At 71.0% G+C, this 11,303-nt stretch carries 16 protein-coding genes, 1 tRNA gene and 1 pseudogene; 16 read left to right on the forward strand and 2 right to left on the reverse strand.

Going from position 1 to position 11,303, the window contains the following annotated elements; genetic code table 11:
• Window positions 1–15 precede the first annotated feature (15 nt).
• The 5 genes from FOE67_RS06300 (at window position 16) to FOE67_RS30270 (ending at window position 5,814) form a co-directional block, all read left to right on the forward strand.
• Entirely contained in the window at window positions 16–663 is a 648-nt protein-coding gene (locus tag FOE67_RS06300) for a DUF501 domain-containing protein (RefSeq protein WP_182661316.1), read from the forward strand.
• Window positions 660–1,646, forward strand: a complete 987-nt coding sequence (locus FOE67_RS06305) for a Ppx/GppA phosphatase family protein (protein ID WP_182661318.1) — start codon at window positions 660–662, stop codon at window positions 1,644–1,646. The genes FOE67_RS06300 and FOE67_RS06305 overlap by 4 nt, the downstream gene beginning before the upstream one ends.
• Before the next feature lie 624 nt (window positions 1,647–2,270).
• A complete protein-coding gene (locus FOE67_RS06310; RefSeq protein ID WP_182661320.1) occupies window positions 2,271–3,689 on the forward strand; it encodes an NAD(P)/FAD-dependent oxidoreductase in 1,419 nt (472 codons plus the stop codon).
• A 658-nt stretch (window positions 3,690–4,347) separates the two neighbouring features.
• Window positions 4,348–4,431, forward strand: a tRNA-Leu gene (locus tag FOE67_RS06315).
• Window positions 4,432–4,557: 126 nt separating this feature from the next.
• A complete protein-coding gene (locus tag FOE67_RS30270; RefSeq protein ID WP_323384353.1) occupies window positions 4,558–5,814 on the forward strand; it encodes a tyrosine-type recombinase/integrase in 1,257 nt (418 codons plus the stop codon).
• On the opposite strand, the gene FOE67_RS06325 is transcribed toward FOE67_RS30270, so the two are convergent.
• Both FOE67_RS06325 and FOE67_RS06330 read right to left on the reverse strand, forming a co-directional pair.
• Window positions 5,797–6,108: a hypothetical protein gene (locus FOE67_RS06325; protein WP_182661324.1), complete on the reverse strand. Its 312-nt coding sequence runs from the start codon at window positions 6,106–6,108 to the stop codon at window positions 5,797–5,799. The two genes, FOE67_RS30270 and FOE67_RS06325, sit on opposite strands and share 18 nt — an antisense overlap.
• Before the next feature lie 91 nt (window positions 6,109–6,199).
• Window positions 6,200–6,613, reverse strand: a complete 414-nt coding sequence (locus FOE67_RS06330) for a helix-turn-helix transcriptional regulator (protein ID WP_182661326.1) — start codon at window positions 6,611–6,613, stop codon at window positions 6,200–6,202.
• A 144-nt stretch (window positions 6,614–6,757) separates the two neighbouring features.
• Here FOE67_RS06330 and FOE67_RS06335 point away from each other — a divergent pair, with 144 nt between their 5' ends.
• From FOE67_RS06335 to FOE67_RS06385, 11 genes and pseudogenes are all read left to right on the forward strand, one after another.
• On the forward strand, window positions 6,758–7,192 hold the full coding sequence (locus FOE67_RS06335; RefSeq protein ID WP_182661328.1) for a helix-turn-helix domain-containing protein: 435 nt from the start codon (window positions 6,758–6,760) through the stop codon (window positions 7,190–7,192).
• Complete coding sequence (locus FOE67_RS06340) at window positions 7,189–7,464, forward strand: hypothetical protein (RefSeq protein WP_182661330.1); 276 nt, start codon at window positions 7,189–7,191, stop codon at window positions 7,462–7,464. Before FOE67_RS06335 ends, FOE67_RS06340 begins: the two co-directional genes overlap by 4 nt.
• A gap of 93 nt (window positions 7,465–7,557) precedes the next feature.
• Complete coding sequence (locus tag FOE67_RS06345; protein ID WP_182661332.1) at window positions 7,558–8,154, forward strand: hypothetical protein; 597 nt, start codon at window positions 7,558–7,560, stop codon at window positions 8,152–8,154.
• Complete coding sequence (locus tag FOE67_RS06350; protein ID WP_182661334.1) at window positions 8,151–8,741, forward strand: hypothetical protein; 591 nt, start codon at window positions 8,151–8,153, stop codon at window positions 8,739–8,741. Before FOE67_RS06345 ends, FOE67_RS06350 begins: the two co-directional genes overlap by 4 nt.
• Window positions 8,738–8,911: a hypothetical protein gene (locus tag FOE67_RS06355; RefSeq protein ID WP_182661336.1), complete on the forward strand. Its 174-nt coding sequence runs from the start codon at window positions 8,738–8,740 to the stop codon at window positions 8,909–8,911. The genes FOE67_RS06350 and FOE67_RS06355 overlap by 4 nt, the downstream gene beginning before the upstream one ends.
• Window positions 8,911–9,411: a hypothetical protein gene (locus FOE67_RS06360; RefSeq protein ID WP_182661338.1), complete on the forward strand. Its 501-nt coding sequence runs from the start codon at window positions 8,911–8,913 to the stop codon at window positions 9,409–9,411. The genes FOE67_RS06355 and FOE67_RS06360 overlap by 1 nt, the downstream gene beginning before the upstream one ends.
• Before the next feature lie 464 nt (window positions 9,412–9,875).
• Window positions 9,876–10,100 carry a hypothetical protein gene (locus FOE67_RS06365; RefSeq protein WP_182661340.1) on the forward strand — a complete coding sequence of 75 codons (225 nt, stop codon included), beginning with the start codon at window positions 9,876–9,878 and terminating at the stop codon, window positions 10,098–10,100.
• A complete protein-coding gene (locus tag FOE67_RS06370) occupies window positions 10,093–10,242 on the forward strand; it encodes a hypothetical protein (protein WP_182661342.1) in 150 nt (49 codons plus the stop codon). Before FOE67_RS06365 ends, FOE67_RS06370 begins: the two co-directional genes overlap by 8 nt.
• Window positions 10,235–10,660: a hypothetical protein gene (locus FOE67_RS06375; RefSeq protein WP_182661344.1), complete on the forward strand. Its 426-nt coding sequence runs from the start codon at window positions 10,235–10,237 to the stop codon at window positions 10,658–10,660. The genes FOE67_RS06370 and FOE67_RS06375 overlap by 8 nt, the downstream gene beginning before the upstream one ends.
• Complete coding sequence (locus tag FOE67_RS06380; RefSeq protein ID WP_182661346.1) at window positions 10,657–10,827, forward strand: hypothetical protein; 171 nt, start codon at window positions 10,657–10,659, stop codon at window positions 10,825–10,827. The genes FOE67_RS06375 and FOE67_RS06380 overlap by 4 nt, the downstream gene beginning before the upstream one ends.
• Window positions 10,824–11,303: pseudogene (locus FOE67_RS06385) on the forward strand (hypothetical protein); the annotation flags it as partial. The gene FOE67_RS06380 and the pseudogene FOE67_RS06385, both read left to right, overlap by 4 nt.

Below are 11,303 nucleotides of genomic sequence, written 5' to 3' on the forward strand. Positions count from 1 at the left end.
TATAAGAGACAGGCCATGCAGAGCCCACCCCCGCAGACCGAGTCCCAGCCGCCCACCGAGGCGGACATCGCGGCCTTCCGCGAGCAGATGGGGCGCCCCCCGCGCGGGCTGCGCGCCATCGCCCACCGCTGCCCGTGCGGCAACCCGGACGTGGTGGAGACCGCGCCCCGGCTGGAGGACGGCACGCCCTTCCCCACCACCTACTACCTGACCTGTCCCCGGGCGGCCTCCGCGATCGGCACGCTGGAGTCCGAGGGCGTGATGCGGGAGATGAACGAGCGGCTCGCCGCCGATCCCGACCTGGCCGCCGCCTACCGCCGCGCCCACGAGGACTACCTGGCCCGCCGGGACGCCATCGAGGTGTTGGAGGGCTTTCCCAGCGCCGGCGGGATGCCCGACCGGGTCAAGTGCCTGCACGTGCTGGTGGGGCACTCCCTGGTCGCCGGTCCCGGCGTGAACCCGCTGGGGGACGAGGCGCTGGCCATGCTGCCCGAGTGGTGGCGCAAGGGGCCGTGCGTGAGCGCCGGAGCCCGTCCGACCGCCGGGGCGGATGCCGCCGAGGCAGCCGAAGTCACCGCATCCACCGAGGCCGACGGGACCGACGAGCCCGCCGGGGAGTCCGAACCCGCCGGGCGGGTCGGGGAAACGCGAGAGGACCGATGAGCACCCACCGGGTCGCCGCCGTGGACTGCGGCACCAACTCCATCCGCCTGCTGATCGCCGACATCGACACCGTCACCGGCACCCTCACCGACCTGGACCGCCGGATGGAGATCGTCCGGTTGGGCCAGGGGGTGGACCGCACCGGCCGCTTCGCCCCGGAGGCGCTGGAACGCACCTTCGCCGCCTGCCGCCTCTACGCCGGGGCGCTGGCCCACCACGGCGTGGACGCCGACGCCGTGGCGGCCGGTGCCCTGCGCTTCGTGGCCACCTCCGCCTCCCGGGACGTCTCCAACCGCGAGGAGTTCGTCGAGGGCGTCCGGGAGATCCTGGGCGTCGAGCCGGAGGTGATCACCGGTGACGAGGAGGCCCGCCTCTCCTTCACCGGCGCCACCCGGGAACTGGCGGGTCGCGACGACCTGCCCGGCCCCGCCCTGGTCGTGGACATCGGCGGCGGCTCCACCGAGTTCGTGTTCGGGGAGTTCGGCGGCACGGTGCGGGCGGGCCGCAGCGTGGACATCGGCTGCGTGCGTCTGACCGAGCGCCACCTGGTGCGCGACGGCGTGCCGGTGGAGCCGGTCGACGCCGCGCACCGGGAGGCGGTGCGGGCGGACATCCTGGAGGGCCTGGACCGCGCGGCCGAGGTCGTGCCGCTGGGGGAGGCGGGGACCCTGATCGGCCTGGCCGGTTCGGTCACCACGGTGGCCGCGCTGGCGCTGGACCTGCCGGAGTACGACTCGACGGCCATCCACCACGCCCGCGTGGACCGGGAGACCGTCCGCGCCGTGACCGACCGGCTGTTGGGGTCCACCCACGCCGAGCGCGCGGAGAAGGCGGTCATCCACCCGGGGCGGGTGGACGTGATCGGCGTCGGGGCGTTGATCCTGGACACGGTCATGGAGCGGGTCGACGCCCGCGAGGTGATCGCCAGCGAGCACGACATCCTCGACGGCATCGCCTGGTCGGTCACCGAGCGGTTGGACTGAGGGCCGTTGCCGGGGGTCGGGTCGGGGAGCCGGTCCGACCCGACCCCCGGCCCGCTCCCGCCGGACCCCCGGGGGGCCGGCGCACCTCGTGTCGGGTGCCGATCCCACGCCGGGCACGAGGGGTTCACCGTGGTCGCCGGGGTGGGCGATCCGCGGCGCACCCACCCGCGGGTGGGTGCCGCGAGACCCCCCGGCGGCCCGACACGGGGACCTCGACACGAGCGGGTGACATGTCCCGCCGGAAACTTCGTGAAGTTGTTCACATGGGAAATCCCCCCATCCGGGGGTTCGGGGCCGCAGTGGGGCCCCGAGGGGCCCCATTCGACCCTCCGGTGGGCCGGAAGGGCCCTCCCGGTGCGCGATGATCACCACGTGACGCGGGGGTTGCGAGAGCGTGAAGCGGGCGCGCTTCCGGCGGAGCCCACGCTCGCGCAACAATATTTTCGCAGGTCACACAGGGGGTCATACGGGGCGCGCGACCCGAAATGCGCGCCCCTCGGATGCCTCAACCGGGCGTCGGTTCCAAGATCACGACCGAGGGGGCCGGCAGTGTAACAGAGGTGCCGGAGAAGCTTGTGAAGCCCCTCACGAGCCCCCCTCCCCTTTCGGGTGGATACTCGAAGCATGAGCACCACGGAGCGTCCCCGAATTCTCGTCGTGGGTGGCGGGTATGTCGGTCTGTACGCCGCCCGCCGCATCCTGAAGAAGATGCGTTACGGCGAGGCGACCGTCACCGTCGTCGATCCGCGTTCGTACATGACCTACCAGCCGTTCCTCCCCGAGGCGGCTGCGGGCAGCATTTCCCCCCGGCACGTCGTGGTGCCGCTGCGCCGGGTGCTGCCCCGGGCCGAGGTCCTCACCGGCCGTGTCACCGAGATCGACCAGGACCGCAAGGTCGCCACGGTCGCTCCGCTCGTCGGTGACGCCTATGAGGTCCCCTTCGACTATCTGATCGTCGCGCTGGGCGCGGTCTCCCGCACCTTCCCGATCCCCGGCCTCGCCGAGACCGGTATCGGCATGAAGGGTGTCGAGGAGGCCATCGGCCTGCGCAACCACGTCCTGGAGCAGTTGGACAAGGCCGACTCCACCACGGACGAGGCGATCCGCCGCAAGGCACTCACCTTCGTCTTCGTCGGCGGCGGCTTCGCCGGTGCCGAGACCATCGGCGAGGTGGAGGACCTGGCGCGCGACGCCACCCGGTACTACCCCTCCATCTCCCGCGAGGACATGCGGTTCGTCCTGGTGGACGTCGCCGACCGCATCCTCCCCGAGGTCGGTCCCAAGCTCGGCGAGTGGGGCCGTGAGCACCTGGCCTCGCGCGGCATCGAGATCCACCTCGGCACCTCGCTGAAGTCCTGCGTGGACGGACACGTCGTCCTCTCCAACGACCTGGAGATGGACGCGGGCACCCTCGTGTGGACCGCCGGCGTCAAGCCGAACCCGGTGCTGGCCCGTTACGGCCTGCCGCTGGGTCCGCGCGGCCACGTGGACGTGGACCCGACCCTCCAGGTCAAGGGCACCTCCCACATCTGGGCCGCCGGCGACAACGCCCAGGTGCCCAACCTGGTCAAGGGCGAGGGCGACTGGTGCCCGCCCAACGCGCAGCACGCGCTGCGCCAGGCCAAGGTCCTCGGCGACAACGTCATCAGTGCCATGCGCGGCTTCCCCCAGCAGCAGTACAAGCACGCCAACAAGGGCGCGGTGGCCGGCCTGGGTCTGCGCAAGGGCGTCGCGATGATCCGCCTGGGCAAGCTGTCCATCCGGCTGCGCGGCCGACTGGCCTGGTACATGCACCGCACGTACCACGGCATGGCGGTCCCCACCTGGAACCGCAAGATCCGGGTGTTCGCCGACTGGACCCTGGGCCTGTTCCTCAAGCGCGAGGTCGTCTCGTTGGGCGCCGTGGAGAACCCCCGCGAGGAGTTCTCCGAGGCCGCCAGGCCGCCGGCCGGCGCCGAGGCCGGGAAGAGGGCCCCGGCGCCCCGGGACGCCAAGAGTCCCGCGGGCGGCGAGCGGGACAGGGCGGACGCCGGGGTCCGCTGACCCCGCTCGCCATCCCCTCGCGGGAGGGCTCCGTGTGACGGTGTGACATCGCGTCGGGCCGGCGTGTTCCCCCTCGGGGGAGCGCGCCGGCCCGATGTCGTTTTCCGGGCCCTCGGCCCGGCGGTTCACCCGTCGCCTCCTCCCTCCCTCCTCCTCCTCGGAGCCCGTGGTGTTCTCGGCCGGCGGGCGAACACTTCCGGCCGGCCTGTCGGATGGGTGGCGGGGCCGTCTCCCGCTTCCGGATGTCCCGATCTCTTTCCCGTGCCGGGCGCGGGCCGCCCCGCCCCGCCCGTCCCGGATTCTCCGGGGGGCGGCGCTCCGATCGATTCCGCCCCGGATCTGTCACGACATGCCCCCGGTCGGGCGGAACGTGTCGCGGTTCCGACGTTCTCGGTCCCGGCTTCACCCGACCGAGTGGTCACCCGCGGGTAGCCGAACCGGCACAGGGTGAAATCGCGTCATTGTGTCCGGGCGTCCCGGAGCGGAACGATCGCTTCCGCGCCCTCTCGACTGGAAGGGCGTGCTGACACGTCATCAGTTGGCCATAAAATCAGACAACCTCGTTCTCCGAGGCGGCTGTTCGCGAGTCCTGTGACGGATAAGCTGCGGAGCGCGCACACCCCCGGGTGCGGGCGCCCAACACGGCCCGGGGATTCGTGCCCGGATGGTGGAATGCAGACACGGCGAGCTTAAAACTCGCTGGCCCTCCAGGGTCGTGCCGGTTCGAATCCGGCTCCGGGCACTCCCCGCGCATCTCCCTTCTGACCTGCGAAAACAGCAGTCTCGGAAGGGGGGTGCCGCGAGTGCTTGGGAACACTTTGGGAACACTTCGCCCGGTCGGCGGCTACTCTCTGCGCTCATGGTCTACGTGAGCGAACGCAAGAGCGCCCGTGGCGTCTACGTGTACGAACGCAAGAACACCCGGGGTGAGGTGACCAGCCATCAGGTCAAGTGGAGGTTGGCCGGTGAGTGGCAGACCGAGAAGTTCGAGGGGACGGACGCCCAGGGGGCACAGCTGTTCGCGGACGCTGTGCGGGAGAACGGCGGCCGGTGGCCCGCCGGGTGGGTGCGCGGCGAGGGCTTCATCTCCGTACCCCCCGAGATGAGGTTCGCGGCCTACGCCCTGCGCCGGCTGGAGTTGCGTACCGGCATCGAGGAGCGTTATCGCGCTGCGGCGATCAAGGAACTCAGGCGCTACATCCTGCCGACTTTCGGCGAGTGCGACATCCGCTCATCCGAGCACTTCAACTCGGACACGATCGCGGCCTGGGTGCTGAAGATGCAGCGCACGAAGGTGCGGCGGGGCCGGGAGATGCGACCCATGAGCCCCAAGACGGTACGCAATCTCCACGGACTGCTGGCGAGCATCCTGGGGGACGCGGTTCGTGCGGAACCGCCCTTGCGGGAGCGCAACCCGTGCGCCCTCACCCGCCTGCCCCGGGCCGACGACCACGGCATCGAGGAGCAGGACGAGGACATGACGTTCTGCACGCCCCAGGAGGTCGAGGCGATCATCGGTCGACTGACCCGCCCCGCAGACCGGCACCTGGCCGTGGTGGCCTACGGCACCGGCCTGCGATGGGGTGAGATCTCCGCTCTGGCTGTGCGTCACGTTCTGGACCTTGACGGAGCCAAGCCCCGCGTCCAGGTGGCCCGAGCCTGGAAGCGCCACCCGGACGCTACATACTACCTGGGGGCGCCGAAATCCAAGGCGTCCCGCCGGTTCGTGCGCATCTCGCCCTCCGTGGTGCGAGCCTTCCGTGACGCCGGTGTGAGCCCCGACCGGCCGGCGTCCGACCTGATCTTCACCAACGATCACGGGGAACGCCTGCCCCACTCCAGCTTCTACGAGCGGTGGCGCAAGGCGGTGAAGGAGGCGCAGGAGGCCGGTGAGCTCGCCTCCCACAAGGCCCCGACCCCGCATGATCTGCGGCACTCCCATGCCGCGGCCCTGATCTCCGCAGGCCACGGGTTGCCCTATGTCCAGCGGAGATTGGGCCACGAGTCCATCGACACCACCAACCGGGTCTACGGACACCTGCTGCCCGAGGCGGACGATGACGCCATGGCCACCGTGGAATCGGTGCTGGCCGGCCGCCGGCCGGTCCTACGGGCCGTGGGCTGACGGGTCCGGACGAGTGTTCCGGGTCCTCGGCCACCGCGACACGACCGTGTCATCGGTGTGGGGTGGGTGGTGCCGGGCCCGCTCCTCGGGATCCGGCACCACCCGCAGGCGCGGTCGGCTCTCCGCCCGTTCCTCCATCGCTCGATGCTGTTCGGCCACCGCCGCGGTGGCGCCTTCTATGACGGTCAACCAGCGCTCCCGGCGGTGGGTGCGGTCCTGCCGCGCGGTCTCCAGGGTGTGTTGAATCGCTTCGATTTGATCGCGCAGTTGTTCGAGCTCATCGCTGTACGCCATCCGAGTTGCCCCCTCTGACCACCACATTGTGACCAGGGGTGCACGGATATGCCACTGACAAAGGCCAGAAAACTGGCCGAAGTTGATGTTCTTAGGCCGAAGTGTGTCGCTCTCCCCCCACTTGGCCCCGGCCTTCGCGAAGGATGTCGATCAGTACCTTCCGGTCACTTTCGGATACCTGCTGCATCATCCAGATGGCGCGTTCGAGGCGATCGGACATGTCCGCGTAGGGCTGGGGGGTCGCGGCGCGCTCCGTTTCCGCTTCCAACTCCTCGTCCCGCTCGTAGGCCCGGGTGATGGTGCCCGCGCGCAGCCCCAGGGCCCGTTCCCAGGCCGAGCGCTTGCTGCGCCGGATGCGGGTTTTGCCGCGCTCGGTGACCGAGACCGTGGCGGGAGTGATGCCGATTGCCCGGGCCAGGGCCTCCTGGGTGAGGTCCAGGTCCTCGCGGCGCCGGGCGAGGGCGCGGCCCACCCGGGCAGGAGATGCGTCGCGGGACTGTGTCATGCCTCCGATCGTCGCCCTTCGAGAGGTGAATGTCTAGAAAAAAGTCCGTGACTCATAGTGATTGGCGAGTAATGTCTAGTAATTCTCCAACAATCACTAGAGATTCCCTAGACAATCTGGGGGGCCGGGTGGTGGACTGTCGCCATGCGAATCCGATCCAACGGAGGGCGCATCCGTGAGCGACGGCTGAGGAAGGGTCTGAAGCTCGTGGAGTTGGCCCGCCGTATCTCCTACAGCGAGCAGCACCTCGGGCAGGTGGAACGCGACCACATCAACGCCGGCATCGACATGCTGCGCACGCTCGCCACCGTCCTGGAGTGCGACCTCGCGGACATCTCCACCATCGAGACCACTGCGACGGTGCCCCTCCACGTCGGGGCCCGTGTCCGTGAACTGCGCCTGCGTCGGGGCATGAAGACGGCCGAGTTGGCCACCGCAGTCGGATGCAGCCACAACCACCTCTCACAGGTGGAGACCGGGCGGGCACAGCCCAGCACCGGCCTACTGCACCGGCTCGTCAAGACGCTGGACTGCACCGTCGACGACCTCAAGATCAGCAGCAGGGGGCGAGCGGCATGACGACGATCAAGCGGAACTACAACCTCGACGAGGCCGCGAAGATCCTGGGCTGCGGACGGCGGCACCTGATCGACAACATCGGCCGGTACCAGCACCAGCGTTTCGGCCGAAGCATCGTCATGGACGACGAGGACATCGCGGCCAACCGTGAACTGGCCCGCCGTCGGCCCGGAGCCGCCTCCCAGATGCAGGCGGAGACGACGGTTCGGCACCTGCGCGACGTCAAGCCCAAGCAGGGACGCGGCGGCCGCCGCGCCCGCACCGGCTCCTGAACCGCCGGAGGGCCCGCCCCGAAACGCCAGCCCCGGAGCGGACCCGATGGCCCACCCCCACCAACTCACGCCTGAGAAGAAGAGGAGTGGACCGTGTCCACATCATCGCAGAGTTTCCCGATCACCCCGATCACCCCGGCAGCCCGTACCGCCCCGCCGCAGGATCGCTTGGCCCGGGCCCAGCAGATCGCCGCCCGGCTGGTCACCGACCGGGGGACCGCGCCGGCCCCCTACTCCGTCGAGGCCATCGCGGGGGAGGCGGAGCCCACCGTACGGCTGCACTTCCGCACATCCGACGCTCTCCGGCGCTTCGCGGCCGCCATGGACGTCGGCGTCCGCACCCGCCCCGGAGTCGGCCTCGTCTCCCGCGTCCACCACCTCGACACCACCTGCCGAGGACGGCTCGACGGCGTGGAGTGGTGCGCGTTCGCCTACGAAGAGATGAGCGCGGACGCCGGGACCGCCACGCAGGTGGTCACCACCGACGGCACGGTGTGGCACATCAGCGGTGTGGACGCCGATACCGGCGCCACCCTGTGGGCCCGGGACCGCGACACCGCCGCCGAGGATTCCGCCGTGGCCGCCTCGCTGAGCGAGCAACGGCACCTGCTCGACCCCCTCGACGCAACGTTCGTGGATCTCGCGACCACCCTGGCCATGTCCACCTCCCCCGTCGGGGGGACCCGGTGACGAGTGCCCTTTCCGCCTACCTCGGCTGGACCTCTTTCGACCACGCTCCCGACTGCCGTCGCCCCGCGTGGGACCTCCAACAGAAGATCGACGACGACGCCCTGCGGACCCGCACCGGTGAACAGGCCCACCGGTGCGCCGACCCCGACTGCGACCACGACCGCCGCTACGCCGAGCTGACCGTGCGCGCGGTGTGCCACTCCTGCGGGGCGGTCCACATCCTCACCGGTGAGTACCACAGCAGCTCCACCACTCGTGTCGAGGTCATCGGCTACGGCCGGCGTCCCCGACACATCGCGGGGCTGTCGGTCTGGCCGGGGCCGGGCCTCCTCCACGAGCGGGGCGAGGAGCCATGGGAGCACCTGCTGACCCGAGCCGGGGCCGAGACGGTCAGCGAGGACACCCTCGTCGGGATCATCGGCCAGCACCGGCCGCATCGCGCCTGGCGGTACTACTGCCTCGCTCTCCCCCGCGGAGACAGCAGCGCCGGCCGTACGTGGGACCACCGGGACGAGGGCCTGAAAACGGTCGCGGCCGCCGCCCGTTCGGCGGCCGCCGCCTTGGCTGCGAGGGAGGCCCCCTCGTGAACGACCTCATCGAGGCGCTGGTGCTCCTGTACTCGTTCCTGGCATTCCTCTCCGGCGCCGGTGGCCTGCTGTTCCTCTACCGCCGAGAGCTCCGCGCACTCGTGACCCGCCTCCTCACCCTCTTCCTGGGCCTGGCGCTGCTGCTGACCGATCTACCGGAGGACCACTGATGACCCTGCTCACGCGGTTGTTCCGCACACGGTCGGCTCTGTCCAGCCAGCTGAGGCAGGCGGCCGCCGTCAACGCGACCCTGACAACGACCAACGAGACCCTGACGAGGTTCGTCGACGAACGCCTCCTCGACCTCAACACGGCGCTGGAGGACGCCCACCACGAGATCGAGCAGCTGCGGGCCGCCGCGGCGGTGGCCGACCGGCGGGCCACGCGGTACCGGCTGGCGTGGATCTCCGCGCGCCAGCGTGCCGGTGAGGAGTGGCGGGCCGACCCCGCGCCGACCCGCCGGGGCCTGTTGGTCCGTCTGTGGCTGACCCGACAGGCGAACCGCCGACTCGCGGAGCTGGTCGACGAACTCACGACCGCGAACGACGCGATGTGTCGAGAGGCAGTGACCCGCTCCCGCAACCTCGGCGAAACCTCTCACCCCACCTCCGCGGTGCTGACCCAACGTCCCACTTCTGCGTTGCTGGCGCACTTGGCGGCGCGGTCATGAGGGCGGCCGTGCTGGTCGTCGCTGCCGGAACCACGGTCCTTGTGGTGACCAGCCCCGTCGACGGGCCGGCCTGGGCCCTGGCGCTGCTGCTCGGTCTCCCGGCCGTGAGTGCCGCAACTGCCCTGACGTTCGGGAGGCCCCGATGATCACCGCTGCCGTACTGCTGGGCATCGGGATCGCCCTGTACGCGGTCATCCACCTCACCGGATGGAGACCGACACAGCCCTACACCGACATCACCGAGGGGCGCGATCGGTGAGCGACACGGCCCAAGCCGTGGTCGGCGCCGTATGCGCTCTCACCGGTGTGGCGCTGGTGGGCATGGCCGGCATCGCCGGAGCCCTGGGCCACATCACCCGCCGGCGTTGACGCCGGCCCCGTACCGCCCTGCCGGGCCCACTTCCCTGGCCCTCCCCCCTCCGGGGCCGGGCCCGGCAGGGCACCCCGAACCCGCTGGAGACCCCGTGTCCGAGATCAACCCCTACACGGGCTTGACTGCCGAGGACTACGAAATCCTCGACGACCTGCCTCCCGGACAGCTCCGGACCCACGCTCTTCTCGCACCGTCGAGAGAGGCCCGAGCAGTCGACGATGTCATCGACGTCATCGACCGGGCCTTCGCCGATGGCGACCTCACCGCAGCCGAGGCCGTCCAGGCCCTCCGAGACCGCGGCGGCCGCCGTGAATGACCTCCTGCTGTACGCCCGGGCCCTGGTGTGGCTGGCGGCCCTCGGAGAGATCGTCCTCGTTGTCCTCCCGGTCGCCCTGGCGGTCTCCCTCCTGTTCCTGTTGGCCCGCCGGGCCCGGCGCCGGGAGGTTGCCGGTGGCTGACCCCCTCGACGAGCTGATGGAACGCCTCGGCATGGTCGTCGGCACCGGAGCTCGCCCCCTGGCGCCATGCGGCACCACGGCCGCGTACTCCCGGCACCGCCGCCGGGGCGAGGAGCCGTGCCAACCGTGCCGGGACGCCTACAACGCCTCGCAACGCGCGAGATACCGCCGGGCTCGGCGTCGAGCCGGGCTGCCGGCCTGTGTCCTTGCCCCGTGCGGCACGCCGTCGGCCCGGCGCCGGCACCGCCGCCGGGCCGAGAGCTGCCCGGACTGTGCGCTGTCGTTGAAGCCGTGCGGAACCCCGGCCGCGTACAAGCGGCACCGCCGCCGGGGCGAGGAGCCGTGCCAACCGTGCCGGGACGCCTACAACGCATGGCAGCGCCGCCTCAAGCAGCGTCGGAAGGAAGGCACGCGATGATCGAGATGCTGACCGGTGGATCCGGGTGGATCGTCGCCGCCGTGGTGCTCACCGCGGTGTTCATCGTCCCGGTTCTCATCGTCTGGGCTCTTGAGGACCGCGGCTCGGCCGAGGCCGACCACGGTCCCGCCGTCACCCCGGCCGACTCGACGGCGGGGACGCGGTGAGCATCCCGGCCCGCTGCGGCACACCGGCCGCCTACATGCGCCACTACCGCCGGGGCGAGTCCTGCGAGGTATGCGGCAACGGCCGCTCCACCCGCCGTGCTCTCGCCCCGTGCGGGACCACGTCCGCGTACATCCGACACCAACGCCACCGCGAGACCTGCGAGGCGTGCGGAGTGGTCGACATACCGCGCCCCCGCTCGCTGGCCCCCTGCGGAACATCCGCCGCGCGGAGGCGCCATTGGAGGCACGGCGAGATGTGCGACGTGTGCGACTACCCCCGCAGCCGCCGTTTCGCCTGTGGCACCCGGGGGGCCCGCAGTTACCACCGGCGCCGGGATCAGACCTGCGAACTCTGCGAGGTCTACAGCACCGGACCGTGCGGCACCCCCGACCGCGTGCGAGCGCATGTGCTCCTGCGAGAGCCCCTGGACGACGTATGCGTCCGGGCCTGGAACGCGAACGCCCGCCCCGCCCGC

The organism is Streptomyces calidiresistens, assembly GCF_014141525.1.
GTDB classification, from domain to species: domain Bacteria; phylum Actinomycetota; class Actinomycetes; order Streptomycetales; family Streptomycetaceae; genus Streptomyces; species Streptomyces calidiresistens.